This window comes from Providencia sp. wls1943, from assembly GCF_009706275.1.
GTDB lineage: Bacteria > Pseudomonadota > Gammaproteobacteria > Enterobacterales > Enterobacteriaceae > Providencia > Providencia zhijiangensis.
The window spans coordinates 1-26,659 of the sequence record NZ_WLTU01000023.1; the positions used below are offsets into that span (position 1 = coordinate 1).

General features: G+C 42.0%; 21 protein-coding genes, 4 tRNA genes and 1 other annotated feature. Of the genes, 5 read left to right on the top strand and 20 right to left on the bottom strand.

What is annotated here, in order from left to right:
* Positions 1-584: 584 nt before the first annotated feature.
* The 3 genes from clpB to rluD form a co-directional block, all read right to left on the bottom strand.
* Positions 585-3,158, bottom strand: a complete 2,574-nt coding sequence (clpB, locus tag GKR48_RS11490; RefSeq protein WP_154628189.1) for an ATP-dependent chaperone ClpB — start codon at positions 3,156-3,158, stop codon at positions 585-587.
* 125 nt (positions 3,159-3,283) lie between these two features.
* The gene (gene yfiH, locus GKR48_RS11495) at positions 3,284-4,018 is read right to left on the bottom strand and encodes a purine nucleoside phosphorylase YfiH (protein ID WP_154628190.1); all 735 of its coding nucleotides are present in this window, start codon (positions 4,016-4,018) and stop codon (positions 3,284-3,286) included.
* A complete protein-coding gene (gene rluD / locus GKR48_RS11500; protein ID WP_154604589.1) occupies positions 4,018-4,995 on the bottom strand; it encodes a 23S rRNA pseudouridine(1911/1915/1917) synthase RluD in 978 nt (325 codons plus the stop codon). The genes yfiH and rluD overlap by 1 nt, the downstream gene beginning before the upstream one ends.
* Positions 4,996-5,132: 137 nt before the next feature.
* On the opposite strand from rluD, the gene bamD reads away from it, so the two are divergent.
* The 3 genes from bamD (at position 5,133) to pheA (ending at position 8,060) form a co-directional block, all read left to right on the top strand.
* Positions 5,133-5,861, top strand: coding sequence for an outer membrane protein assembly factor BamD (bamD, locus tag GKR48_RS11505; RefSeq protein WP_154604595.1), 729 nt, complete (start codon positions 5,133-5,135; stop codon positions 5,859-5,861).
* A 383-nt stretch (positions 5,862-6,244) separates the two neighbouring features.
* A complete protein-coding gene (raiA, locus tag GKR48_RS11510) occupies positions 6,245-6,574 on the top strand; it encodes a ribosome-associated translation inhibitor RaiA (protein WP_154628191.1) in 330 nt (109 codons plus the stop codon).
* A gap of 168 nt (positions 6,575-6,742) precedes the next feature.
* Positions 6,743-6,862, top strand: a sequence feature (Phe leader region).
* Between the two features lie 25 nt (positions 6,863-6,887).
* A complete protein-coding gene (pheA, locus tag GKR48_RS11515; RefSeq protein WP_154628192.1) occupies positions 6,888-8,060 on the top strand; it encodes a bifunctional chorismate mutase/prephenate dehydratase in 1,173 nt (390 codons plus the stop codon).
* Between the two features lie 73 nt (positions 8,061-8,133).
* On the opposite strand, the gene GKR48_RS11520 is transcribed toward pheA, so the two are convergent.
* The 8 genes from GKR48_RS11520 to ffh all read right to left on the bottom strand — a co-directional run bounded on the left by GKR48_RS11520 (position 8,134) and on the right by ffh (position 16,189).
* A complete protein-coding gene (locus GKR48_RS11520) occupies positions 8,134-9,690 on the bottom strand; it encodes a methyl-accepting chemotaxis protein (RefSeq protein ID WP_154628193.1) in 1,557 nt (518 codons plus the stop codon).
* Between the two features lie 299 nt (positions 9,691-9,989).
* The gene (gene tyrA / locus GKR48_RS11525) at positions 9,990-11,111 is read right to left on the bottom strand and encodes a bifunctional chorismate mutase/prephenate dehydrogenase (protein ID WP_154628194.1); all 1,122 of its coding nucleotides are present in this window, start codon (positions 11,109-11,111) and stop codon (positions 9,990-9,992) included.
* A gap of 13 nt (positions 11,112-11,124) precedes the next feature.
* Positions 11,125-12,219 (bottom strand): 3-deoxy-7-phosphoheptulonate synthase, encoded by a 1,095-nt coding sequence (locus tag GKR48_RS11530; RefSeq protein ID WP_154628195.1) that lies wholly within the window; start codon positions 12,217-12,219, stop codon positions 11,125-11,127.
* A 458-nt stretch (positions 12,220-12,677) separates the two neighbouring features.
* Positions 12,678-13,031 carry a 50S ribosomal protein L19 gene (gene rplS, locus GKR48_RS11535; protein ID WP_036949834.1) on the bottom strand — a complete coding sequence of 118 codons (354 nt, stop codon included), beginning with the start codon at positions 13,029-13,031 and terminating at the stop codon, positions 12,678-12,680.
* Between the two features lie 41 nt (positions 13,032-13,072).
* Positions 13,073-13,837, bottom strand: coding sequence for a tRNA (guanosine(37)-N1)-methyltransferase TrmD (trmD, locus tag GKR48_RS11540; RefSeq protein ID WP_154604584.1), 765 nt, complete (start codon positions 13,835-13,837; stop codon positions 13,073-13,075).
* 37 nt (positions 13,838-13,874) lie between these two features.
* Complete coding sequence (gene rimM / locus GKR48_RS11545; protein ID WP_154604583.1) at positions 13,875-14,423, bottom strand: ribosome maturation factor RimM; 549 nt, start codon at positions 14,421-14,423, stop codon at positions 13,875-13,877.
* An 18-nt stretch (positions 14,424-14,441) separates the two neighbouring features.
* Positions 14,442-14,690 carry a 30S ribosomal protein S16 gene (rpsP, locus tag GKR48_RS11550; protein ID WP_036949828.1) on the bottom strand — a complete coding sequence of 83 codons (249 nt, stop codon included), beginning with the start codon at positions 14,688-14,690 and terminating at the stop codon, positions 14,442-14,444.
* A gap of 137 nt (positions 14,691-14,827) precedes the next feature.
* Positions 14,828-16,189 (bottom strand): signal recognition particle protein, encoded by a 1,362-nt coding sequence (gene ffh, locus GKR48_RS11555; protein ID WP_036949826.1) that lies wholly within the window; start codon positions 16,187-16,189, stop codon positions 14,828-14,830.
* A 296-nt stretch (positions 16,190-16,485) separates the two neighbouring features.
* Here ffh and GKR48_RS11560 point away from each other — a divergent pair, with 296 nt between their 5' ends.
* Complete coding sequence (locus GKR48_RS11560) at positions 16,486-17,277, top strand: cytochrome C assembly family protein (protein WP_154628196.1); 792 nt, start codon at positions 16,486-16,488, stop codon at positions 17,275-17,277.
* Positions 17,278-17,322: 45 nt separating this feature from the next.
* On the top strand, positions 17,323-18,609 hold the full coding sequence (locus GKR48_RS11565) for a CNNM domain-containing protein (RefSeq protein ID WP_154628197.1): 1,287 nt from the start codon (positions 17,323-17,325) through the stop codon (positions 18,607-18,609).
* Positions 18,610-18,693: 84 nt separating this feature from the next.
* Here the strand turns inward: GKR48_RS11565 and luxS are convergent, their stop codons facing one another.
* From luxS to recA, 9 genes are all read right to left on the bottom strand, one after another.
* A complete protein-coding gene (gene luxS, locus GKR48_RS11570) occupies positions 18,694-19,209 on the bottom strand; it encodes an S-ribosylhomocysteine lyase (RefSeq protein WP_154628198.1) in 516 nt (171 codons plus the stop codon).
* Between the two features lie 146 nt (positions 19,210-19,355).
* Positions 19,356-20,915: a glutamate--cysteine ligase gene (gene gshA, locus GKR48_RS11575; protein WP_154628199.1), complete on the bottom strand. Its 1,560-nt coding sequence runs from the start codon at positions 20,913-20,915 to the stop codon at positions 19,356-19,358.
* Positions 20,916-21,100: 185 nt separating this feature from the next.
* A tRNA-Arg gene (locus tag GKR48_RS11580) sits at positions 21,101-21,177 on the bottom strand.
* Between the two features lie 102 nt (positions 21,178-21,279).
* Positions 21,280-21,356, bottom strand: a tRNA-Arg gene (locus GKR48_RS11585).
* A gap of 172 nt (positions 21,357-21,528) precedes the next feature.
* Positions 21,529-21,605 (bottom strand) — tRNA-Arg (locus GKR48_RS11590).
* Positions 21,606-21,616: 11 nt separating this feature from the next.
* Positions 21,617-21,709, bottom strand: a tRNA-Ser gene (locus tag GKR48_RS11595).
* 438 nt (positions 21,710-22,147) lie between these two features.
* Complete coding sequence (gene csrA, locus GKR48_RS11600; RefSeq protein WP_004264815.1) at positions 22,148-22,333, bottom strand: carbon storage regulator CsrA; 186 nt, start codon at positions 22,331-22,333, stop codon at positions 22,148-22,150.
* A 225-nt stretch (positions 22,334-22,558) separates the two neighbouring features.
* Positions 22,559-25,186, bottom strand: coding sequence for an alanine--tRNA ligase (alaS, locus tag GKR48_RS11605; RefSeq protein ID WP_154628200.1), 2,628 nt, complete (start codon positions 25,184-25,186; stop codon positions 22,559-22,561).
* Positions 25,187-25,511: 325 nt separating this feature from the next.
* Positions 25,512-26,579: a recombinase RecA gene (recA, locus tag GKR48_RS11610; protein ID WP_036954212.1), complete on the bottom strand. Its 1,068-nt coding sequence runs from the start codon at positions 26,577-26,579 to the stop codon at positions 25,512-25,514.
* Between the last annotated feature and the right edge of the window lie 80 nt (positions 26,580-26,659).

Genomic DNA, 26,659 nt, shown 5'->3' on the forward strand with positions numbered 1-26,659 from the left:
CTGAGCCATGATCAAACTCTTCAATTAAAAAGCTTGATGCTCAAAGAATGTTTACTGTCGTTTAATTTCCGAAGAAACCAAATTACCTATTAGTTCATATATATGAATTAACGTGTTAGTCACTCTTCAAGACTTAAAATCAAATATTTTTTTGATAGTGTCCTGTGAGTGCCCACACAGATTGTCTGATAAATTGTTAAAGAGCGGTGCGACATTTCTTGAGAAATTCGACTCAGTTTTTATCAACTTAGGTCGCTGTCGCGAGGTGGCGTATATTACGCTTTCCTCAGTTAGAGTCAAGCATTTTTTTGCTTAATCTTTTCAGATTCTCTCGCTGCCGGTTCAGTGTCCATCGCGCTTTGCGTTGGCTTGTTCCCGGTCAGTGGATGCGCATTATAGGGAGTCGCAGAAATCCTGCAAGTGTTTTTTGAAAAATAATTTCCAACTGATTACCCTTTATACTTCACGTGTATTTTTTCAACAAAAATACGCCATTTTTGTATTCATTTTGGCATTATAGTCATGAAAAAGGCGACCTTCAGGTCGCCTTTTAACTTACTTATCGATAATAACCGAGCGCTTACTTACTGCTTCGCTACGATTTCATCGTTTTCAACATCCAGAGTAATTGGTTTGCCCGGGATTAATCTGCCTGACAGAATTTCTTGTGCCAGTGGGTTTTCAATCTCTTGCTGAATTGCACGTTTCAACGGACGAGCACCAAAGATTGGATCGAAACCAGCTTCACCAATTTTCTCTAATGCAGCCGCTGTTGCAGTGACTTCATAACCATGTTCTTCCAAACGTTTATATAAACGAGCTAATTGAATATTCGCAATATTCGTAATTTGCTCTTTACCTAATGGATGGAATACCACGACTTCATCAATACGGTTAATAAATTCAGGTCTGAAGTTATGAGCGACAACTTCCATCACCATATCTTTCATTTCTGAATAACCGATCATGCCAAAACGTTCTTGGATAAGATCGGAGCCTAAGTTTGACGTCATGATAATTACAGTATTACGGAAATCTACCGTTCTACCTTGTCCATCAGTTAAACGACCGTCATCTAATACTTGCAGCAAGATGTTAAATACATCAGGGTGCGCTTTTTCAACTTCGTCCAGCAAAATAACTGAATATGGACGGCGTCTTACCGCTTCAGTTAAATAACCACCTTCTTCATAGCCCACATATCCTGGAGGTGCACCGACTAAACGAGATACAGAGTGTTTCTCCATAAACTCGGACATATCGATACGAACCATGGCGTCGTCACTATCAAACATAAAGTTTGCCAGTGCCTTACATAATTCAGTTTTACCTACCCCAGTAGGGCCTAAGAACATAAACGAACCAATTGGGCGGTTTGGATCTGACAACCCTGCGCGACTACGACGGATAGCATTCGACACGGCCACAACCGCTTCATCTTGACCAATCACACGTTGGTGCAGCTGTTGTTCCATTCGTAACAGTTTTTCTCTTTCGCTTTCAAGCATTCTTGATACTGGAATACCTGTCCAACGAGCCAGAATTTCTGCGATTTCGACGTCGGTCACTTTATTACGTAAAAGCTTCATGCTTTTACCTTCTGCTTTCGTCGCTGCTTCTAACTGTTTTTCTAACTCAGGAATACGTCCATACTGCAACTCAGACATTTTCGCTAAATCACCGTTACGACGCGCTTTTTCCATCTCAATACGCGTATTTTCTAATTCAGCTTTAATGTGTTGGGTGCCAGTTAATGATGCTTTCTCTGCTTTCCACTCTTCTTCTAATGCAGAATATTCACGCTCTTTTTCCACCAGCTCTTCTTCTAACATTTCCAGACGTTTTTTACTGGCATCATCCGACTCTTTTTTCAGTGCCTGTTGTTCCAGTTTTAATTGGATAATACGTCTTTCCAGTCTGTCTAAAGATTCTGGTTTTGAATCCATCTGCATACGTAAGCTGGCACCGGCTTCATCGATTAAGTCGATAGCTTTGTCTGGCAGCATACGGTCTGTAATGTAACGGTGCGATAATGTAGCAGCTGCAACAATTGCAGGATCAGTAATTTGCACATGATGGTGCAACTCATAACGCTCTTTCAAACCACGCAAGATAGCGATAGTGTCTTCGACTGATGGTTCTGCAACATATACTTTTTGGAAACGACGCTCTAACGCAGGGTCTTTCTCTATATATTGACGATATTCATCAAGAGTTGTTGCCCCCACACAGTGCAGTTCACCACGAGCCAGTGCAGGTTTTAACATGTTACCGGCATCCATCGCGCCGTCGGCTTTACCCGCACCAACCATAGTATGCAATTCATCGATAAACAGAATGACGTTACCTTCTTGTTTAGCAAGGTCATTCAGAACACCTTTCAAGCGTTCTTCAAATTCACCACGATATTTCGCCCCTGCAATCAGTGCACCCATATCCAGTGATAATACACGTTTGTTTTTCAATCCTTCAGGGACTTCACCATTGACGATACGTTGTGCAAGTCCTTCAACAATCGCCGTTTTACCTACACCAGGTTCACCAATTAATACTGGGTTATTTTTAGTACGACGTTGTAATACTTGGATGGTACGACGAATTTCTTCATCACGACCAATCACAGGGTCTAATTTCCCTTGTTCTGCACGTTCGGTTAAATCAACAGTAAATTTTTTCAAAGCTTGGCGCTGGTCTTCAGCGCTTTGGTCATTCACTTTTTCGCCACCACGCATCTGTTCTATTGCCTTTTTCAAATTGTCTTTATTAACACCTGCTGTTTTTAACATATCAGCGAGGGTTGTATTGGCTTCTAAAGCAGCGAGCAGAAATAGTTCTGAGGAGATAAAGTCATCCCCATTTTTCTGAGCCAGCTGGTCACATAAGTTCAAATGACGCATTAAGTCACTTGATGGTTGTACATCCCCAGCAACACCTTGTACTTGAGGGAGCCGAGCCAATGCATCTTCAATTTTGTTTTCGAACGCAACTGCGTTCACGCCGAGCGTCGTCAATAATGGACGCACGGTGCCACTTTCTTGATTAAACAAAGCACTGAGTAAATGAATTGGTTCAATAAACTGATTTTCGCGCCCAAGGGCTAATGACTGGGCGTCAGCGAGAGCTTGCTGGAATTTATTAGTTAAACGATCCAGACGCATAACACCTCCAATAGAATATGATTAAATTTGCTACTGGAGATAAGATGCGGTCTGTTTTTAAATATTCAAGTTTTAGGCGGGATTATTTTTTCAATATTTGTTAATTTGGAATATTATTCCATGAACTAGTTATTTATCCATATAAGGGATGCCATTCTTCCTGTTCGTCCCTCACGTCGGTAGGAAAAAAATCTGTTTTCATCACTTACTGTACAAAATTCACCGCCATAAATGGCGGAAACGCCCGCTGCTTGTAGCTTTTTACGTGCGAGTAAATAGATGTTTGCCAGAAATTTGTCATTGTGAGGTGTAAACGCATCCGCAAGATCGGCTGATTGATGAATAAATGCTTGTTTAACTTCTACACCAACTTCAAATCTCTCAGGACCAATAGCGGGTCCCATCCACACCATAATGTCACTTGGTTGTGCATTAAATGCCGCTAACGTATTTTCCAATACGCCATTGCAAAGACCTCGCCACCCAGCATGAGCGGCAGCCACTTCTTTACCATCGCGGCTACAAAACAATACTGGCAAGCAATCCGCCGTCATAATGGCACACACTTGACCAACTTGATTGGTATACACCGCATCCGCTTGACGATTTTTAATCTCACTTCCCGTTAAGTGCAGAACATGAGTACCGTGAACTTGCTCAAGCCACACGGGTTGCTGTGGCAATTGAGCTAGCTTTTCAAGACGATAACGATTTTCACTGACTGCCTCAGGCAAATCCTCAACATGGTCACCTAAATTTAGGCTATCAAAAGGTGGAAGGCTCACTCCACCAGCACGAGTTGTACTGCATGTTGAAATATTTTTAGGCTGCGGCCAATCAGGGAAAATCAACGTATTCATTACCAGTCCATATCGTCTTTGTGAAGTTCAGTGTCTGCTTTCAGTGCTTCAATCAATTTCACCATATCATCAGGTAATGGCGCATGCCATTCCATTTGGATCCCAGTGATTGGGTGATAAAGACGCAGCATTGTCGCGTGCAATGCTTGTCTATCAAAACTACGCATCACTTCGAGGAACTCTTCTGTTGCTCCTTTCAGTGGACGTGGTCGACCACCGTATAATGGATCGCCAATTAATGGATGGTTGATATGCGCCATATGAACACGGATTTGGTGCGTTCTGCCAGTTTCTAAGCGTAAACGTAAGCGCGTATGTGCACGGAAATGTTCCATTACACGATAGTGAGTCACCGCAGGTTTGCCCATTGGATGCACTGCCATGTGCGTTCTTTTGGTTGGATGGCGAGAAATTGGCTCTTCCACCATACCGCCCGCTGTCATACGACCAACGGCGACCGCTTCATATTCACGCGTAATTTCACGGCGTTGCAACGCTTCCACTAAGTGAGTTTGTGCTGGAACCGTTTTAGCGACAACCATCAGCCCAGTTGTGTCTTTGTCTAAACGGTGAACAATACCCGCTCTTGGTACATCCGCGATTTCAGGATAGCGATATAATAATGCGTTTAAAATGGTTCCGTCTGGGTTGCCAGCCCCTGGATGAACAACTAAATCACGCGGTTTATTAATAATTAGGATATCTTCATCTTCATAAACAACGTCAAGTGGAATATCTTGAGGTTCCCAACGGGAATCTTCTTCAATTAAGGCATCGATGGAAATTTGTTCACCACCTAAAACTTTTTCTTTTGCCTTATTGATAACTTTGCCGTTAACCTGCACTCTATCGTCTAAAATCCATTCTTTTATTCGAGAACGTGAATAATCGGGGAACAATTCAGCCAAAGCTTGATCTAAACGTTGACCAAGCTGTGATTCTGCGATAGTTGCACTTAATTGTACTTGTTGAGCCATAAATTAATCTACTTTTTGGTGTTTGTGTTTTGACGGCGCTGCCGTTTCATTTAAAATGTATGCTATTGTAACTCGAATTTTGCCGGGAGCCTTACGGATAGACTCCCTCGATACAGTCAGAGGATAACCAACACGTGATGATACGTATGAAATATCTGGTGGCAGCTGCCACGTTGAGCCTGGCTCTCGCCGGATGCTCCAGCAATAACGAAGTCAGCCCCGATAGTTCCCCAGCTGAGATTTATAGTACAGGTCAGCAAAAATTACAGGACGGTAACTATAGCGCGGCAATTAAACAGTTTGAAGCGTTGGATAACCGCTACCCGTTTGGTCCGTATGCTCAGCAAGTACAGTTAGACCTGATTTACGCCTATTATAAATCAGCTGAGCTACCAATGGCGATAGCTTCGATTGACCGTTTCATGCGTTTAAACCCAACTCATCCAAATATTGACTACGTACTTTACATGCGTGGCTTAACGGCAATGGCGTTAGATGACAGCATGTTACAAGGTTTCTTTGGTATCGATCGCTCTGACAGAGACCCACAACACGCATTGGTTGCGTTCAAAGACTTGAGCCAGCTAGTTCGTTACTATCCGAACAGCCCATATTCCAACGATGCAAGTAAGCGTTTAGTTTACTTAAAAGATCGTTTGGCAAAATTTGATCTCTCTGTCGTTGAATATTACAACAAACGTGGGGCCTATGTCGCGGTTGTTAATCGTGTCCAACAAATGTTACGTGACTATCCAGATACAGAAGCAACACGTCAAGCGCTCGGATATATGGAAATTGCGTATAAAGAGATGGGCTTAGACAAAGAAGCAAATAAAGTCGGCAGCATTATTGCAGCAAACCAATAAATTGCTTTTTAACGCTATCGATTGAAATAAGAACGGCAGCTTCGGCTGCTGTTTTTTTTGATAGTTTTAATCGTGATTTGAAATACTGCAGGTTTAAAGATGAATACAAGTAAGAGATAGTTTTGAACTTTTTCTTTTAAAATTCATACCCTAAAATTTTACCCAAAAAAAGTACCGGCTATTTACCGTGTCGATAGCCAACTCTTTCAGTCTCCCTCAATATAGTTATTTTGGCAATCCTTTTACCTGCCTTTTTTAGCCAAAATCACACTTCAAGTGGGTACCCTCTCCCCCATAATTTAAGTGTGATCTAGATCATTTTTTTATTCCTAGATATCGGTATTCTGAATTCATCAAAGACGGAAACAATGAGAGGTAACTATATGATAGTTAACATTACTAGCAAACAAATGGACATCACTCCCGCAATTCGTGAGCACATTGAAAGCCGTCTAGCAAAACTCGATAAATGGCAAGTTTCCTTGATTAGCCCCCATGTGGTGCTATCGAAAGAGCCTCAAGGTTTTATGGTTGATGCCAACATAAAAACCGCTACCGGACAGTTGGTAGCAAGTGCTAAGCATGAAGATATGTACGTTGCAATAAATGACCTTATCAACAAACTCGAAAGACAGTTAAACAAAGTGCAACATAAAGGAGAATCAAGAAGGGCAACTAGTAGTGTAAAAGAAGCGAATCTAGAAACGTTGTAATCAGTTACGTTTAAGTAGTTACGTTATATTTTTATATTATCAATCCACTTATCTTGAAACCTTCCAAACGCGCTCATCATGGGCGCGTTTTTACGTTGTGCGCTGTTTTTTGTTGACTTCTCGTTCACTATCATGTCTATTTGAATAACTTCACTCGAAAGGATTTCCCATGAAACTAAATACTGTTTTCTTTTTCTTCTTTAGCCACTCACATTAAGGGGCTTTTGTCGTTCGAGAAAAAAAAGAAGACAATATTTTAAAGCCCCCTACCTAGGGGGCTTTTTTATTCACTGATGTTTGATAGGGTCGCAGAATGGAAAATAGCACTAATTTACTGAAAGTCCGTGAGAAAATTAGCCAGTTAGACAGTGAACTCCTTGGGCTTCTTGCAAAACGTCGAGGCTATGCAATTGAAGTTGCGGAAACTAAAATCGATGATAACCGCCCAATCCGTGATAAAGAGCGTGAACGCCAATTACTCGATGTATTAATTAATAAAGGCACGCCTCTGGGTCTTGATGGTTTTTATATTACACGCTTGTTTCAGATGATCATTGAGGATTCTGTTCTGACTCAACAAGCTATCCTGCAAAAACATTTAAACCTGACACCAAGCGATACCGCAAGATTTGCATTTTTAGGGCCGAAAGGTTCTTATTCCCATGTTGCCGCGCGTCAATATTCAGCTCGTCATTTTGATCAACTGGTTGAATGCAGCTGCCATAAGTTCCAAGATATCTTTTCACTCGTTGAAAGTGGCCAAGCAGATTACGGTATTTTGCCTATTGAGAATACCAGCTCAGGGGCAATTAATGATGTTTACGATTTACTGCAAAATACATCATTATCCATTGTCGGTGAAATTCGTTTGCCGATTAACCATTGCTTGCTGACTACCCCAGGTAGTGAATTAAGTAAGATTGATACGGTTTATAGCCACCCTCAGCCATTCCAGCAATGTAGCCAATATTTATCTCAATTCCCCCATTGGAAAATTGAATATTGCGACAGCACATCTACAGCCATGCAAAAAGTGGCAGAACATAATTCCCCTAATGTTGCTGCATTAGGAAGTGAAGCGGGCGGTGCTTTATATGGCTTAACGGTTTTGGAGCATAACTTAGCGAATCAGCAAATTAATATGACTCGCTTTATTGTTGTGGCTTCACGAGCGATTGAAGTGACTGAACAAGTTCCTGCGAAAACCACATTACTGATCACAACAGGTCAACAAGCTGGTGCATTAGTGGATGCTTTGATTATCTTAAAAAATAATAAGATAGTGATGAGTAAATTAGAATCGCGTCCAATTAATGGTAAGCCGTGGGAAGAGATGTTTTATGTGGATGTTCACGCTAACTTGCGTTCAGATAATATGCAACAAGCACTGAAAGAATTAGCGGAGATCACCCGCTCAATTAAAATTCTTGGCTGCTACCCATCTGAAAATATCGTTCCTGTAGAACCAGAAAAAATGGCGCCTTAGTTTTAATTTTGGCTCAAAAAAATAACACAGGTTATTCGCCTGTGTTATTTTTATTAATTACGATTTATGCCAATCACGATTTTTGTATTGTCGCGCTGAGCTTAAAGTAATTAACTAAGTTTTGAAGATGGTAAGCTTGGTCATTTAACGAATCAGCTGCCACCACTGACTCTTCTACCAGTCCCGCATTTTGTTGAGTGGTTAGATCCAACTGCCCCACAGCGCTGTTAATTTGTGAAATACCATCGCTCTGCTCTCTACTCGCTTGGCCAATTTCACGCAGCAACGCATTCATCTCTTCAACACTGGCAACCATTCCGTGGATCTGCTGGCTGGCTTGTTCAACCAATTCCATCCCTTCTTGGGTTTGTGAGGAAGAATTTTCGATTAATGAACGAATATCACTGGCCGATGCAGCGCTTTTTTGTGCCAGTAATCTCACTTCCCCCGCCACTACCGCAAATCCACGACCATGCTCTCCCGCCCTTGCTGCTTCAACGGACGCGTTCAAGGCTAAGATATTCGTTTGGAAGGCAATAGAGTCGATTAAATTAATGATATCCGTCATTTTTTGAGACGAACCATTAATTGCACGCATTTTATCAGTTAGCTGAACCATCATCTGACCATTGTTTTTGACTGTCACAGCCGTATTGTCAGCCAACATTGTCGCTTCATGGGTATGTTCAGTGGTGTTCTGTACCGTTGATGTGATTTGCTCCATCGAACTTGCCGTTTGCTCAACAGAAGCTGCTTGCTCTTCCGTTCTAGCCGCTAAGTTCTGATTACCCGCGACAATTTGCCCTGCTGCCGCAGAAATACTCTCAGAACCATTTTGAACCTCTTGGACAATCTCAAGTAGATGCCCTTTCATTTCGCTGAGCGACTCAAGTAAAATCCCTGTTTCATCTTTAGATTGTGCTTGAATATTTTGGGTCAAATCACCACTGGCAATCGATTTAGCAAAATCAACTGCTTGCTCTAAAGGTCGAGTGATAATACGCGTGATGTACCACCCCATAACGCAACCCACAACAATACTGATGATTGATAAAAATGCTAATAAAACACGATTTGCTTTATAGTCATCTTCCACCTGATAACCGGTTTCTTGCATCAACATGTTTTGGATGGCTATCAGGTTTTGGACTTGCTCACGATATTCTCGTTGAATAACAGATGTTTTTGTCATCATCATTTCAATCGCAGCTTGGCGATTGCCCTGATTCATAAACTCCATCATCTGTTGCTGAGCACTAATAAATTTAGCTCTCACTTCTTGGATATTATCAAGCACCTCGCGAGAACGGCTATCGGTTATACCCCTGTCCAACTCATCCAGCAGATCAGAAATGTTTTGGCTAATTTTAACCAGCTCTTCCTTACGTTTTTCACTCCCTCGGTCATCCAATAAAATCAATTCTTGAATACCAATATAAGAATAAAAGTTATCCATCACCGAGTTTGCATTAGCAGTTATTGGATAACTTTTAAAAATGACGTTCTGAATGCTTTCATTTGCACGATTCATATTCACTAATGAAAACAGGGAACTTAAAACAATTAGCGTGATGAAAACGCCAAACGCGATAGTTAATTTCAAACTAATTTTGAGGTGCTTAAAAGACATAGGTTTACCACACTTATCATCATTTAATGATTAGTGTTATCGGTCAATGACAAGGGATCTTTATTAGATAAATCGTTTAATTTATAAATATCGACATTATAAACTGATTAATTTCTAATTAATTAGTGGATAAACCCACCCAAGGAAGAAGCTCAATTGTAAATTTAGGATAAACTACAGAAATAAATACAATTACTTATTTATTATAAATATTAATAATGAAAATGTATTTAGCACTTTTAGCATAAAGATAGCCATTACCCTTTTTCATCGATTTATAGAGTAATGGCTAAAAGAGATTATTTACGGTTATCGTTCGCCCGTTGTAATAGAGACTGGCTTTCTTTCATGAAATGATGAGCATCTTCACCAAACCACTGGCTAACTTGCTCAAATTGTCGAATAAATTCGGCTTTATCTTTACGCTCCAGCATTTCAATGGATTGCCCCAAAAGCTGGTAATAACGGCGGATCAATTCAACATTTTCATCCGAAGACATGATGATATCTGCATACAATTGCGGATCTTGTGCAAACAAGCGCCCTACCATTGCCAATTCAAGACGATAAATTGGGGAAGAGAGATCCAACAACTGCTGTAGATCAACCTGCTCTTTCGCTAAATTTTGCCCATAAGTAAACGTCGTAAAGTGGCGTAACGCCTGAATAAAACTCATATTACGATCGTGTTCTTCAGGCTTAATCGCTTTCAAGCGCGCGCCCCAAACTTGTAGCTGCTCCAGTAGCCACTGATAAGATTCCGCTTTTCGCCCATCACAGAATGCAAAAACTTGCTTGGCAACACTGCCAATATCAGGACCAAACATCGGATGTAACCCTAATACAGGGCCTTGATGCACTGACAGCATAGCCTCGAGTGGCTTTTGCTTCACAGAAGCAATATCCACTAAAATTGTTTCTGGATCTAAAGTAGGCAAACGTTTAATGACATCAACAGTGAGGTGGATAGGTACACTGACTATCACCACACTTGCACCAGAAACTATTGACGCCGCATTATCCCAATCCTGCTCACCCAGCAATTTAACCTGATAACCAGACAGGGAGAGCAGACGATGAAATAACCGCCCCATTTTTCCATTCCCACCGACGATCACAATCGGGCCGGCGGTAGGGTTCAATGTTTTAAATCCTTTGTCATTTTCGCGCGCATAGGACTCACGCATGATTCGACGAAGAATATCTTCAATCAGATCAGGCGGGATCCCCATTCGCTCCGCTTCTGCTCGGCGAGCTGCCAACATGCTGGATTCACGCTCAGGCACGTAAATAGGTAATCCATGCTGGCTTTTGACTTCGCCGACTTCAGCCACTAGCTGAAGCCGTTTGGCTAACAAATCTAATAATGACTTATCAACTTCATCAATCTGTTCCCGTAAATGGGATAATTCAGCAGACATACCAATCCCTTGCTCAGCTCACTTTACTTAATTTCTGCCCACGCTGCTCAAGCACTGGGGATAATGCTTGGTGTAATTTACGCAGCACAGACTCAGTTTCATCCCAATTAATGCATGCATCTGTCACCGAAACTCCATATTTCATATTCTCACGTGGCTGTTCTGATGACTGGTTGCCTTCATTAATATGGCTTTCAAGCATAATACCTGTAATTGATTCATTACCATTAACAATTTGTTCGATGATTGAATCAACCACCAGTGGCTGACGACGGAAATCTTTATTTGAGTTACCGTGGCTGCAGTCCACCATTAACGATGGCTCTAGTCCTGCTTTTTTCATTTCTGCTTCACAAGCTGCAATACTTTGCTCATCATAGTTTGGTGTTTTGCCGCCACGTAAGATCACATGACCATTTTTATTGCCGCTGGTGTGCAGCAAGCAAACTTGACCTGATTGATTGATTCCCATAAAGCGATGTGGCATTGCAGCGGCTTTTAACGCATTGATGGCGGTAGATAAACTGCCATCTGTGCCGTTTTTAAAACCGACTGGCATTGATAAGCCGGATGCCATTTCACGGTGAGTTTGGGATTCCGTGGTTCTCGCTCCGATTGCTGACCAACTGAATAAGTCACCTAAGTATTGTGGGTTATTAGGATCTAACGCTTCTGTTGCCAGTGGTAATCCCATATTCACTAAGTTGGTCAATAAATCGCGGGCAATGTGTAGCCCTTTTTCCATTTCAAAGCTGCCATCCATAAATGGATCGCTAATTAAGCCTTTCCAACCCACGGTTGTACGTGGTTTTTCAAAGTACACACGCATCACAATATATAAGCTATCACTTAACTCAGCGGCAAGTTTCTGTAAACGCTCACCGTATTCGATGGCAGCATCTACATCATGGATTGAACAAGGACCACATACCACGAGTAAGCGCGGATCACGCTGATGAATAATATCAGCAATCACTTTACGCGATGTCGCAATGGCATGCAGGTTGCTGTGACTCAATGGATATTTTTGTTTCAGACTTTCAGGGGTGATAAGAACCTGCTCGTCTTGAATATTCACGTTATTGAGTACATCTTTTTGCATGATCATTTGATTACCTACTTAGCTTATTATTTATTAGTGATGTTATTTATCGATCTTGTGTTTGGTGCGTGAGAGATAACATATCATGCATCGTAAAGATTTCAATCCAAAACTGTAAAATAATTTAATTGAGTGTACATAAAAAATTACATTATTTTATACCATTGAATTTAAATAATATTAATGAATAACAAGCAAAAATTTCATATTAAAAAGCAAAGCATGAATAAAATAAGTAAACATAAGTTTACACATTGGAGTTTATTGAACGATATATTCTAAATAGTTCGAGTTGTCGCTAGGCGGCAAGAGAATGAGTCGCTAGGAGCATACATGAGTATGTGACCAGTGCGAATGAACGTAGCTAACACCGCGAGAACTTGAAATATGACGAATATATGACGAATATAAAAAAGGCCCGCAAATATGCGGGCCTTTTAACTTTCGGATGTAGCGAAAGCGTATTACTTGGCGTTCAGACGCTCTTTGATACGAGCTGCCTTACCAGAACGCTCACGCAGGTAGTACAGTTTAGCTCTGCGAACAGCACCACGGCGTTTAACAGCAATGCTATCTACGACTGGAGAGTGAGTTTGGAATACACGCTCAACACCTTCGCCGTTAGAAATTTTACGAACAGTGAATGCAGAATGCAGACCGCGGCTACGGATAGCGATAACCACGCCCTCAAATGCCTGCAGACGTTTTTTAGAGCCTTCTACGACCCATACCTTAACTTCCACGGTGTCACCCGGACGGAATGAAGGTACGTCCTGCTTCATCTGCTCTTGTTCAAGTTGTTTAATAATGTTGCTCATAATAACTCTCTTACCCTAGGTAAACTGATATGTTTAGACAATTAATTGTCTGGATTCACTGGTTGCTCAGCCTGATATTCCCGTTGGAATTCAGCTAGCAACATCCTCTGCTCGTCAGTCAGAGCTAGGCTTTCTAGAAGCTCAGGTCTTCTAAGCCAGGTACGACCGAGTGACTGCTTCATGCGCCAGCTATCGATCTTGGCATGGTTTCCTGAAAGTAGTATGTCAGGAACTTGCATGCCGTCTAACACCTCTGGTCGGGTATAGTGAGGACAATCTAACAAGCCATCCGCAAAAGAATCTTCTTGAGCTGAAGCTTGATGACCTAGTACTCCAGGAATAAACCGAGAGACTGAGTCTATCAACACCATAGCAGGGAGCTCCCCACCACTGAGAACGTAATCACCGATTGACCATTCTTCATCAATTTCGGTTTGAATGATCCGCTCATCAATACCTTCATAACGACCACAAACAAGAATTATCTTCTCGTTTGTTGCCAGTTCACAAACTCCGTCTTGACCGAGTTTGCGACCTTGAGGTGAAAGATAAATCACTTTTGCACCATCACCGGCCTCAGCTTTTGCTGCGTGGATTGCATCTTTTAACGGTTGCACCATCATCAGCATGCCTGGACCACCACCATAGGGGCGATCATCAACAGTTTTGTGTCTATCGTGAGTAAAATCTCTCGGATTCCAACACTCAACCGTTAGCAGGCTATTTTTCACTGCCCGACCAGTTACCCCGTACTCGGTTATTGCGCGGAACATTTCGGGAAACAGGCTAATTACCCCAATCCACATGATTTATCCCACTCATAAAAACCGGTAAACCGGAGATTTAAAAACCAGGATCCCACTCCACTTCAATAATTTTGGTGGAGAGATCGACTTTCTTGATAACCTGCCCATCAAGAAACGGAACTAACCGCTCCTTGATGCCAAATGCATCTTTTAAATTTGCCTTGATCACGAGAACGTCATTCGATCCCGTTTCCATCATATCAATGACAGTACCAAGGTCGTAACCCTCAGACGTCACTACATGGCAACCCATAAGGTCTTTCCAGTAGTATTCGTCGTTGTCCAAATCAGGAAGTTGGGTTGAATCAACCGCAATTTCAAAATTGGTCAATAGAGCAGCTGCATCGCGGTCTTCGACCCCTTTGAGCTTGACGATGATATCTTTGTTATGATGTTTCCAATCTTCTATTTCAATATGTTGCCACTGACCAGAGCGTTGGATAAACCAAGGTTGATAATCAAAAATACTTTCAGCATGTTCGGTGGAGGAAAAAACTTTGAGCCAACCACGAATACCGTATGCCGCGCCTAATTTGCCCAATACAATTGGGTTTGCAGGAGGCAGTAGTTTAGTTTGCTTGCTCATTGTTACCACCGTGACAGATTAAGCTACTTTTTTAGCTTGTTTGACCAGTTGTGCAACACGGTCAGAAACAGTTGCGCCTAAGCCAACCCAATGCTCAATACGGTCCAGGTCTAAACGCAGTTCTTCTGCTTGACCTGCAGCGATCGGGTTGAAGAAACCGATACGCTCAATGAAACGACCGTCACGCGCATTGCGGCTATCGGTTACAACGATTTGGTAGAACGGACGTTTTTTAGCGCCGCCACGAGATAAACGAATTGTTACCATAACATCCTCATTAGTTAACAAAACAACCAGACTCCATCGAGGGATAGAGTCCAGTTGTTATATAAAAAGCCCGAAAAGTTTACTCACTTTGACGCAAAAATCAATCAAAAGTACACTTTTGTTTCAGGCTTTACTGCTTAACGCCCCGGGAAACCCGGAGGCATCATACCTTTCATACCGCGCATCATCTTGGCGAGACCGCCTTTCTTCATCTTTTTCATCATGCGCTGCATATCATCAAACTGTTTTAAGAGTTTATTAACCTCTTGTACTGTGGTTCCAGAACCCGCAGCAATACGGCGTTTGCGTGATCCTTTAATAATCTCGGGTTTTTCGCGTTCTTTGCGTGTCATGGATTGGATCATCGCTTCCATACGGATGGTAATTTTGTCATCCATTTGGGATTTAACCGCATCTGGTAACTGGGACATGCCTGGCATCTTACTCAGCATGCTAGTCATTCCGCCCATATTACGCATCTGTTTTAGCTGGTTTAAGAAGTCATTAAAATCAAAGGTATCCCCTGTTTTCAACTTCTTCGCTAATTTTTCAGCTTCATCACGGTCAACTTTGTGTTCAATCTCTTCAATCAGAGATAACACATCCCCCATGCCTAAAATACGTGAAGCCACGCGTTCAGGGTGGAATGGCTCAAGGGCGTCAGTTTTTTCACCAACCCCTAAGAATTTGATTGGCTTACCGGTAATGGAGCGAATAGATAATGCAGCACCACCACGCGCGTCACCGTCAACTTTGGTTAAAACGACCCCAGTTAATGGCAATGCTTCATTAAAAGCTTTCGCTGTGTTAGCTGCATCTTGCCCTGTCATGGCATCAACCACAAACAAGGTTTCAACCGGATTGATAATACGATGGACTTCTTGGATCTCTTCCATCATCGCTTCATCAACGTGTAAGCGACCGGCTGTATCTACTAACAACACATCGTAAAATTGTAATTGTGCGTGCTTTAAGGCTTTTTGAACGATTGCCGCTGGCTTTTCTTGCACTTCAGATGGGAAGAAATCAACACCAACCGCTTGTGCTAAAGTTTCTAACTGTTTGATCGCCGCTGGACGATAAACGTCGGCAGAAACTACTAAGACTTTTTTCTTTTGTTTTTCTTTTAACAGTTTACCCAGTTTTGCAACGCTGGTTGTTTTACCCGCACCTTGCAAACCTGCCATCAACACAACAGCCGGAGGCTGAGCAGATAAATTCAGCTGGTGATTTTCTTCACCCATTGCGCGGGTCAGTTCATTTTGAACAATTTTAATGAACTCTTGACCCGGTGTTAGGCTTTTATTAACGTCTTGACCAACAGCACTTTCTTTGACTTTTTGAATAAATTCACGGACGACTGGCAAAGCAACGTCGGCTTCCAGTAACGCCATGCGAACTTCGCGTAATGTATCTTTAATGTTGTCATCAGTCAGACGTCCACGCCCACTGATATTGCGCAAAGTGCGCGATAGTCTGTCAGTTAAATTATCAAACATGTGTCTTAGCTCAATTCTGTTATGGGCCTATATGTAGCCTTATTTGGTTACTCGCGCGCTATATTTCAAGGGCAAACTCAAGATAGCCACGGCACAATTCAACGCTGTGTTGGTCGCCGATTGTATCATACTTGATGGGGTTTCGCTGTTTCGTTTCATTAAGCTAAGTGAGCAGCCTAAATGAGCGATTAGTAAAGAATATACAGCGATACGTCATACCAATAGTTGGAGCCTACACTTGCACGGGTTATACTAGTTAATTACTATCCACTTAAAATGAATAACGACACTATACTATGCCCGTATTTGCAGTCATAGCAGTTTGTACATACATGGTCAGTCTGCTGCTGATCGTTCCCGGACAAGTGCGCAAGCAAGCTCTTTATCGTCGATTGGCTATTTTATTAGCTATCGTGGCGATGGTTACTCACGCAATCACGTTGAAATTACAAATTTTTAGTGAAGCCAGCGGGCAAAATCTCACCCTCTTAAATTTAGGTTCCTCTGTCAGTCTCTTAATGTGTTTGATTATGACGGTGGTTTCCTATTTAGGGCGTGCGTGGTACTTAACCCCTATTGTGTATAGTTTCGCGATTATTAACCTGATTTTATCTACGATTATGCCTGGTGAGTTTATTACTCATTTAGAGGCAAGCACCCCATTATTTGTCCATATTGGCTTAGCCTTATTAAGCTATGCTACGTTGCTTATCGCGGCGTTATATGCGTTTCAAGTTGCCATTATTGACTACCAGCTTAAAAACAAAATTCTGAAATTTAGCCCTGATATGCCGCCAATGATGGTCATTGAACGCAAAATGTTTCACGTCACTCAGGTGGGCGTCATTCTCTTGACCTTAACGCTGTGCACGGGCTTTATTTATATGGATAACATCTTTGATAAAGAGAATATCCACAAATCCGTACTCTCCGTTATTGCTTGGTTTGTTTACGTTATTTTGCTGTGGGGGCATTTTCATGGTGGATGGCGAGGCAAACGCGTCCTCTTTTTCCATGTGGGCGGTTCACTTATCCTTACCTTAGCGTTTTTTGGTAATCGATTAATTCAGCAATTAACCATGATGTAGAGCCATTTTAGTCTTAAACGACCGTTATAAATAAGGAACCTTGTTTTGGATGAAGTATCTACTGGTACTCTAATCATCATACTGATTGTTTTAATTTTTTTATCCGCTTATTTTTCAGCATCAGAAACCAGTATGATGACGTTGAACCGTTATCGGTTAAAACACTTAGCGAAACAAGGTAATCGCTCTGCTATCCGCGTTGAAAAACTACTACGCCACCCCGACCGCTTACTGGGCTTAGTATTGATTGGTAACAACCTAATCAACATTGTTGCTTCTGCTCTCGCGACCATTATCGGGATCCGCTTATATGGCAATATGGGTGTCGCCATTGCAACTGGTGTGCTCACATTTGTTATTTTGTTATTTGCAGAAGTGATGCCAAAAACCATCGCGGCACTGTACCCTGAGCGTATTGCCTTCCCTAGTAGCTTTATTCTTACGCCACTGCAAAAAATCATGTTACCTGTCGTGTGGGCGTTTAATACTGTTTCCGCCCTTTTTATGCGCTGCTGTGGAATAAAAGTCTCAAACACTCGTAACGATGCTGTCAACAAAGAAGAGTTACGCACTATTGTTCACGAGTCCAAAAACAAGCTCAGCCGCCGTAATCAAGACATGCTGATTTCAATTCTTGATTTAGACAAAGTCACTGTTGGCGATATTATGCTGCCACGTAATGAAATTGTCGGTATCGATATTAATGATGATTGGAAGTCGATTGTTAGGCAGCTCACTCACTCCCCTCATGGACGTATTGTCCTGTATCGTGATTCTCTTGATGATTTGATTGGTATTTTGCGTGTGCGAGAAGCTTATCGATTGATGGTAGAAAAACGCGAGTTCAACAAGCAGAACTTGATCAAAGCTGCCGATAGGATCTATTTCATACCAAATAGCACGCCACTCAACGTTCAGTTGGTTAATTTCCAGCATAAAAAAGAGAAGCTAGGCATCATCGTTGATGAATATGGCGAGATCCAAGGTTTGATCACTGTCGAAGATATTTTGGAAGAAATTGTCGGTGACTTCACAACGTCAATGTCCCCTTCTTTAGCTGAAGAAGTCATGCCTCAGAGCGACGGTAGCGTCCTTGTGGATGGAACAGCAAACATTCGCGACCTGAATAAAGTATTTGATTGGAACCTCCCTATTGATGGTCCTAGAACCGTGAATGGGATGGTTTTAGAGGTATTAGGTGATATTCCGCAGCCTGAAGAACAAATTGTTATTGGCCACTATGTTATCGAAGTTTTAGTAATCAACGATAATATTATCAAGCAGGTAAAAATCACCCCGCTCGGTTTTGACTCACAAACCCCTGAATTTTAATTGTTCATTTCAAAGAAAAAAGCCTTAAAACCCTGATCCATTGATCGGTGATTTTAAGGCTTTTTAGTCTGTTTTTTTCAACAACTAAACATGAAGCTGGGCGAGCTTTTCTTCTGGCAATGCAAGTTCATCGTTTTTATTGACGAGAATATCTTTCGCTAGCACATTTCGGGCAATTTGCTGAGCTTCTTCAAGAGAGTGCATCATGTAAGTACCACATTGGTACACATTAAGCTCTGGGATCTTGTTTTGGTCTTGCACATGCAGTACATCTTGCATAGCGGCCTTCCAAGCTTTTGCAACACGTTGTTCATCCGGTTGACCAATCAAGCTCATATAGAAGCCTGTACGGCATCCCATTGGCGAAATATCGATGATTTCAACACCGTTACCATTAAGGTGATCTCGCATGAAGCCAGCAAAAAGGTGCTCTAGCGTATGCGTTCCTTTTTCTGTCATTGCTTCTTTATTTGGAACTGTAAAGCGTAAATCGAATACGGTGATAGTGTCTCCATGAGGCGTTGTCATCGTTTTCGCTACACGAACAGCAGGAGCAGCCATACGCGTATGATCCACAGTAAAACTGTCTAATAACGGCATTTCATGACCTCCAAAAAAATAATTTAAAAAAAATGAAACTAATCCAAAAATGCGGAGTCTTAATATGTGAAAGACGCGCAAATTGTTATCATCCCTAATTCTTTAAAAGATTTTTTATTTGGCCACCTCGTTGTGGCCATTTTCTTTTAGCGTCCTGCGTGGATCTTAAGATACTCTTCAAAGCTTTCACTCTGATCTTGCTCCATTCGCTTCTGCTTCTCAATTGAAGCCAAACGTGCTTGTTCAAACTGTTCTTCAGTGATCACTTCATAAGGTTCATTAATTAACTGCTGATAGTATTTTTCAGCTAATTCTAACCCATAGCCACCGATACCTTTTTCCAGCATTTCGTCCATCACCAGCGCTGAATAGGTCAAGTTTGGATCTTCAAACATGGCGACAAACTGATGACACACATCTTTGTATTTTGCATCACAGCAGGTATCCAAAACTTCAGCCACACGGATCAGATCTTTAAACAACGTTTGTCCCACTTCAACCAATGGTTTGAGCTCGCTACCACAGCCAAAGCCAATCACCTGCTCCGGTTTACGACCTTCAAGGATCACACGGCTCCAGTTTTTGCGGCAGCAATCCAACTCTTGAACATTCATTTCCGGGGCATCTGCAAGCACGCACCAAATAAGGAATAAATCTACAAAGCGAGCTTGGGTTTCATTAACCCCAATAGGGCTAAATGGATTGATATCGAGGGAGCGAACTTCAATGTATTCGATACCACCACGTAATAATGCATCAGAAGGCGATTCGTTACCTTGAGGGACACGCTTCGGACGAATTGGCGCATACAGCTCATTCTCGATCTGTAGCACATTGGTGTTCAACTGAACGTACTTGCCATCTTTTTTCACGCCCAGCTTTTCAAATTCAGCGGAAGGCTTGTGAATGGCTTTTTTCAGATTTTCCACATATTCGTCAAGGTGGTTAAACGTAATATTTAAATCACTCTGAGATTTATTGGTGTAACCTAAATCGCTCATTCTCAATGACGTTGCGTAAGGCAGATAATAAGTACCGCACTCGGTCTTGTTAAAGTTCAGTGTGGTTTCTCTGTTCTTTAAGAAAGAGCCGCAAATAGCGGGAGATGCGCCAAATAAGTATGGGATCACCCAACCAAAGCGATAGTAGTTTCTGATTAGACGTAAATAGCCTTCAGAAATTTTTTCCTTTCCGCTTTCTGCATCTTCAACACCCGCCCACGCTTTCCAAAACTCAATTGGAAATGAGAAATTATAGTGAACACCCGCGATGGTTTGCATTAATGCCCCATAGCGGTTTTTTAACCCTTCACGATACAGCGTTTTAAACTGCCCCACATTGGAGCTACCGTATTGCGCTAATGTGATCTTATCTTCACTTGCAATAAAGCAAGGCATACTTAACGGCCACATTCTTTCATCGTGTAAATGACGTGCCGTATAGCGATGCAGATCCCGCAAAAAAGCCAAGTTGTGGCTAATGCTTTTATCTACAGGAGTAATAAATTCGAGTAAGGATTCCGCAAAATCCGTGGTGATCCATTTATGGGTAAGGGCTTTCCCCAGCTCATCTGGATGTAATGTCTCGGCTAACGCACCTTGAGGTGTCACGCGTAGTGTTTCACGCTCAATACCGCGTTGAATGCCATTGAGAATTTCCGGGTGCGCTTCTAACCATGAGAGCGCTTTTGATACGTCCGGGATCAAATCGACCTCCCGCCTGTGATTTAGTTTTATTTTAATAAGGTGATTACTTTAGCTTAAATCACATAAATTGTCGCTGTCTAGATGTGTGGTTTACCCGATGAGAAAACAGAAAGAAAAGGAAGGAAGATAGCAAATTAGGATTTTAGGCAAAAAAAAACTCCTCAGATTGAGGAGTTTCTTAATGATGGTGCATCCGGGAGGATTCGAACCTCCGACCGCTCGGTTCGTAGCCGAGTACTCTATCCAGCTGAGCTACGGATGCAGAATTTGTCGATTATCAATCGATGCTGTATAACTACAGCAGTAATTTGGATTCATTGAATTTATGACAGAATTATTGATACTGACAGAAGTGTTTAAGAGATGGTGCATCCGGGAGGATTCGAACCTCCGACCGCTCGGTTCGTAGCCGAGTACTCTATCCAGCTGAGCTACGGATGCATTTTAGTGCAATACGTACTTCTCTCTCAATACTGCTTAATCAAAATCTACTTCAATATTTATGGTTGTAAATCTTGTTAGCTTTAAAACCATATTAAATCTAAACTACTTTTGCTTTAGTTCGCTATAAACTAAAACATCACCCTATCAGTTTTACTCATAAGGTAGAAAATGGTGCATCCGGGAGGATTCGAACCTCCGACCGCTCGGTTCGTAGCCGAGTACTCTATCCAGCTGAGCTACGGATGCAGAGCCTAAAATGGCGGTGAGGGAGGGATTCGAACCCTCGATGCAGCTTTTGACCGCATACTCCCTTAGCAGGGGAGCGCCTTCAGCCTCTCGGCCACCTCACCATATTTTAGTCACATGCGATTTGTTTTTGTTTAAACATCTCGTCTCTGTGTGGCGCACATATTACTTTCCTAGACTTAGAAGTCAAACAATTTTTCCAAACTTTTTGCATTCCAATGATCGTTTGCACATTTCACAAGCAAGATGATTAGTTTAACACCGAAAAAGCGATGTTTCCGTGCTTTTTTGCCCTTTTATTATCTTCAATCTTATTATAAAAAATTCAGGAAAAAATGGAGAAAGTTGATAGCGTGTAGCTTAGCAGTATGAAAATAGTACAGGAAGAAAGGTCGATTCATTCAAAGAGATAGCGCTCAACACTAACATAATGTGTTAAGCCAATTACAGAATAGAAAAATTAGGGAATCACTAAAGATAAAAAAGAGAAAGACAAGCGCCCATTATTGCTGTGTGATAACTCACTGGACGCTTATTCATTATTATTGATTGTCTGGTTGAGTCTTTTCGGCCTGGATCCGTTGATAAATTTCTTCACGGTGAACAGAAACTTCTTTTGGGGCATTAACACCAATACGTACTTGGTTGCCTTTTACGCCCAATACGGTCACTGTTACCTCATCGCCTATCATGAGTGTTTCACCAACTCGACGAGTCAGAATAAGCATTCTTTGCTCCTTGAAATATTAAAAGAGTCGGGTCTCTAGGTATTCCCCGCTATTGTCCATCACACACCGTGAAAACGTAAAGCAATGACATTCACCTAAAGCATTGATGCCATCAAGGCAATAATTCTAATTATTTACAAGCAAAATATAACACTACCGGCAACATATTAACAATGCTGCAACAGATTAAAGTTACCCCACTAAAATGGGGTAACTTCGCAGCAATTACAGTTTAGAATCAACCCATTGTTCGACACTTTCCATCGCTGTTGGTAATGCGCTTACGTCAGTACCTCCAGCCATCGCCATGTCTGATCGACCGCCGCCTTTACCGCCTACTTGTTGAGCAACGTAGGATACCAAATCACCTGCTTTAATTTTAGCAGTCAAATCATTAGTCACACCAACAATTATACTGACTTTATCACCACTTGTGGTTGAAAGCACGATAATCGCCGATTTCAGCTGATTTTTTAGATCATCGACCATTGTTCTCAATAGTTTAGGATCAGTATCGCTTAATTGACTAACTAATAGTTTGATACCTTTAACATCTTTCGCTTTACTACCTAGTGAAGCACTTTCTTGAGAAGCTTGCTGATCTTTTAATTGCAAAATCTCTTTTTCAAGATTTCGTGATTTATCCAATGCAGCTTTAACTTTCTCAACTAAGCTATTTACGTCACCTTTTAACAGGTGAGCAATCGCAGAAAGTTGTTCTGACTGAGTATGTAAGTGCTCCATCGCAGCTGCACCAGTTGTCGCTTCGATACGACGAACCCCTGCAGCGGTACCAGACTCACTTAAGATACTGAATAGGCCAATATCCCCTGTGCGACTAGCATGTGTACCACCACATAATTCGATGGAGAAATCACCCATACTCAGAACACGTACGCGCTCTTCATATTTTTCACCGAATAATGCCATAGCCCCTTTCGCTTTCGCCCCCTCTAAATCCATCAACTCAGTTTCAATTTCTGAGTTTTGACGGATCTGAGCGTTCACAATATCTTCCACTTGACGCAGTTGCTGTTGTGTCATCGCTTCAAAATGAGAGAAGTCAAAACGGAGATACTTGTCATTCACCAACGAGCCTTTTTGAGAAACGTGCTCGCCTAAGACTTGGCGTAATGCTGCATGTAATAAGTGAGTCGCCGAGTGGTTTAAACGAATAGCATTACGTCTTTCACTATTGACTATAGCCGCAATTCGATGGTTAACAACTAATGAACCTGATTCAACCTTACCCACATGACCAATTGCTTGACCATATTTTTGGGTATCAGTCACAGTAAAGCTAGCGCTGTCATTTTTGAGAACACCAGTATCACCAACTTGACCACCAGATTCTGCGTAGAATGCCGTTTTATCAAGGATCACTAACCCTTCATCACCCGCCTGCAGGGAATCAACCGGCTGACCATCTTTATATAATGCTGTGATAGTCGCTTGCTGTTCATCATGCTGATAGCCAGAGAATTCACTGTGTTTATCAACTTTGATCAGGGCGTTATAGTCTGCACCGAAGCCGCTTGATTCTCTCGCACGACGACGCTGGTCTTCCATTGCACGCTCAAAGCCTTCTTCATCTACTTTGAGGTTGCGCTCGCGACATACGTCCGCCGTTAAATCTAACGGGAATCCATAAGTATCATAGAGACGGAATGCGGTTTCACCATCTAGCGTATCGCCTTTCAGTGATGCCAACTCTTCATCTAATAATTGCAGACCGCGCTCTAAAGTACGCGCAAACTGTTCTTCTTCAGTTTTTAATACTTTCTCAACTAAAGCTTGTTGACGCTGTAGCTCTTCTGCAGCAGGCCCCATCACTTTAATTAGGGTAGAAACTAATTTATAGAAGAACGTTTCTTTCGCACCCAGCATATAACCATGACGTACCGCACGGCGAATAATACGACGTAAAACGTAACCACGACCTTCGTTGGATGGAATTACGCCATCGCTCACCAAGAACGCGCATGAACGAATATGGTCAGCAATAACGCGCAGAGATTTGTTGGACAAGTCAGTTGCACCTGTCGCTTCTGCTGCTGCAGCAATCAGTTCGCGGAAAATATCGATTTCATAATTAGAATTCACGTGTTGCAGAACCGCAGAAATACGCTCCAGCCCCATGCCTGTATCTACAGACGGTTTTGGTAGCGGCTCCATGGTACCGTCAGATTGACGGTTGAACTGCATAAAGACGAGGTTCCAGATTTCAATATAGCGGTCGCCATCTTCTTCAGGGCTTCCTGGAGGACCACCCCAGATATGATCACCATGGTCAAAGAAAATTTCGGTACAAGGCCCGCAAGGCCCTGTGTCACCCATCTGCCAGAAGTTGTCAGATGCGTAAGGAGCGCCTTTGTTATCACCAATGCGAATAATACGCTCGACAGGAACACCAATTTCTTTGTTCCAAATATCGTAAGCTTCATCGTCAGTCGCGTATACAGTAACCCACAGTCTTTCTTTTGGTAGGTTAAACCACTGTTCGCTGGTTAAAAGTTCCCATGCAAAGCGAATAGCATCGTGTTTAAAATAATCACCGAAGCTAAAATTACCTAGCATTTCAAAGAATGTGTGGTGGCGAGCGGTATAGCCCACGTTTTCTAAGTCGTTATGTTTACCACCTGCACGTACACAACGTTGTGCGGTTGTCGCTCGGGAATATGCTCGTTTATCCAGACCAAGAAATACATCTTTGAACTGGTTCATCCCTGCGTTAGTGAACAATAGTGTTGGGTCATTATTTGGCACTAGCGAACTGCTGGCTACCACCTGATGACCTTTCGTATGGAAAAAGTCGAGAAACGCTTGACGGATCTCAGCGGTGCTTTTACTCATATTTATCCCGATATCAAGCTGGAAACAGAATTACGAATTGTTGAGATGGAATGTAACATCACCTCTAATCAACTCTCCGATTAAAAAGTGACTGATAAGATAAAGTCTCTTTGTATAGAAGTAAAATATAGATACATCCATTCGCGGCTTTCATTGTAAAGCGTCTGAATATTTTCTGAAAGTATGTTTATACCTCTGGCTAGGGTATTTTTCCACAGAAAAACTGTGCAATAAACTATTATTGTGATAGGCAGAAACAAAAAAGCGCCAATCAATTAAGAATGGCGCTTTTGATATCAATTTATTTCAACACGTTAGCGTTGAATTAAAATTCTTCTGGAACCTCTTCTTCATCAGAATCACTGATGAAATCAGTTGCTGCACTGTTAAATTCACCTGTGTGGTTTAATAATAAATCACGCAGCTTTTTATCAATTTCTTGTGCAACTTCAGGATGTTCTTTCAGGTAAGTTGTCGAGTTCGCTTTACCTTGACCAATTTTGTCGCCGTTATAGCTGTACCAAGCACCCGCTTTTTCAATCAGCTTATGTTTAACACCTAAGTCAATCAGCTCACCGAAGGTATTGATTCCTTCACCATAAAGGATTTGGAATTCAGCTTGTTTAAATGGCGCCGCGACTTTGTTTTTCACAACTTTAACGCGAGTTTCGCTACCAACAATTTCTTCACCGTTTTTCACAGCACCAATACGGCGGATATCTAAACGGACAGAAGCGTAGAATTTCAGCGCGTTACCACCAGTCGTGGTTTCTGGGTTACCAAACATCACACCAATCTTCATACGGATCTGGTTGATGAAAATCAGTAAAGTATTTGAATTTTTCAGGTTACCCGCTAATTTGCGCATTGCTTGGCTCATCATACGCGCCGCAAGGCCCATATGAGAATCACCGATTTCGCCTTCAATTTCAGCTTTTGGTGTTAATGCTGCAACGGAGTCAACGATGATCACGTCTACTGCACCAGAGCGAGTTAATGCATCACAGATCTCTAACGCTTGCTCACCCGTATCTGGTTGGGAACACAGAAGGTTATCAATATCAACGCCTAATTTTTTCGCGTAGATAGGGTCAAGCGCGTGTTCGGCATCAATAAACGCACAAGTTTTACCACTACGTTGAGCTGCTGCAATAACTTGCAGAGTTAATGTCGTTTTACCTGAAGATTCAGGACCGTAGATTTCAACAATACGCCCTAATGGCAAACCACCCGCACCTAAAGCAACGTCAAGAGATAAAGAGCCTGTTGAAATGGTTTCAACATCCATTGTGCGGTCTTCACCAAGACGCATAATGGAGCCTTTACCGAATTGCTTTTCGATTTGACCTAATGCCGCAGCAAGTGCTTTTTGTTTGTTTTCATCAATAGCCATGTTCACTCCCTAAGGCAATGGTGGTAACCATTGCGAATAAAACGATTGAATTCGATTTGTTGAAACTAAGTATACTGTAT

Excerpts from the sequence above, each read along its gene's own strand:
- clpB (WP_154628189.1), bottom strand. The coding sequence starts at position 3,158 with ATGCGTCTGGATCGTTTAACTAATAAATTCCAGCAAGCTCTCGCTGAC.
- yfiH (WP_154628190.1), bottom strand. The coding sequence starts at position 4,018 with ATGAATACGTTGATTTTCCCTGATTGGCCGCAGCCTAAAAATATTTCA.
- rluD (WP_154604589.1), bottom strand. The coding sequence starts at position 4,995 with ATGGCTCAACAAGTACAATTAAGTGCAACTATCGCAGAATCACAGCTT.
- bamD (WP_154604595.1), top strand. The coding sequence starts at position 5,133 with ATGATACGTATGAAATATCTGGTGGCAGCTGCCACGTTGAGCCTGGCT.
- raiA (WP_154628191.1), top strand. The coding sequence starts at position 6,245 with ATGATAGTTAACATTACTAGCAAACAAATGGACATCACTCCCGCAATT.
- pheA (WP_154628192.1), top strand. The coding sequence starts at position 6,888 with ATGGAAAATAGCACTAATTTACTGAAAGTCCGTGAGAAAATTAGCCAG.
- GKR48_RS11520 (WP_154628193.1), bottom strand. The coding sequence starts at position 9,690 with ATGTCTTTTAAGCACCTCAAAATTAGTTTGAAATTAACTATCGCGTTT.
- tyrA (WP_154628194.1), bottom strand. The coding sequence starts at position 11,111 with ATGTCTGCTGAATTATCCCATTTACGGGAACAGATTGATGAAGTTGAT.
- GKR48_RS11530 (WP_154628195.1), bottom strand. The coding sequence starts at position 12,219 with ATGATCATGCAAAAAGATGTACTCAATAACGTGAATATTCAAGACGAG.
- rplS (WP_036949834.1), bottom strand. The coding sequence starts at position 13,031 with ATGAGCAACATTATTAAACAACTTGAACAAGAGCAGATGAAGCAGGAC.
- trmD (WP_154604584.1), bottom strand. The coding sequence starts at position 13,837 with ATGTGGATTGGGGTAATTAGCCTGTTTCCCGAAATGTTCCGCGCAATA.
- rimM (WP_154604583.1), bottom strand. The coding sequence starts at position 14,423 with ATGAGCAAGCAAACTAAACTACTGCCTCCTGCAAACCCAATTGTATTG.
- rpsP (WP_036949828.1), bottom strand. The coding sequence starts at position 14,690 with ATGGTAACAATTCGTTTATCTCGTGGCGGCGCTAAAAAACGTCCGTTC.
- ffh (WP_036949826.1), bottom strand. The coding sequence starts at position 16,189 with ATGTTTGATAATTTAACTGACAGACTATCGCGCACTTTGCGCAATATC.
- GKR48_RS11560 (WP_154628196.1), top strand. The coding sequence starts at position 16,486 with ATGCCCGTATTTGCAGTCATAGCAGTTTGTACATACATGGTCAGTCTG.
- luxS (WP_154628198.1), bottom strand. The coding sequence starts at position 19,209 with ATGCCGTTATTAGACAGTTTTACTGTGGATCATACGCGTATGGCTGCT.
- csrA (WP_004264815.1), bottom strand. The coding sequence starts at position 22,333 with ATGCTTATTCTGACTCGTCGAGTTGGTGAAACACTCATGATAGGCGAT.
- alaS (WP_154628200.1), bottom strand. The coding sequence starts at position 25,186 with ATGAGTAAAAGCACCGCTGAGATCCGTCAAGCGTTTCTCGACTTTTTC.
- recA (WP_036954212.1), bottom strand. The coding sequence starts at position 26,579 with ATGGCTATTGATGAAAACAAACAAAAAGCACTTGCTGCGGCATTAGGT.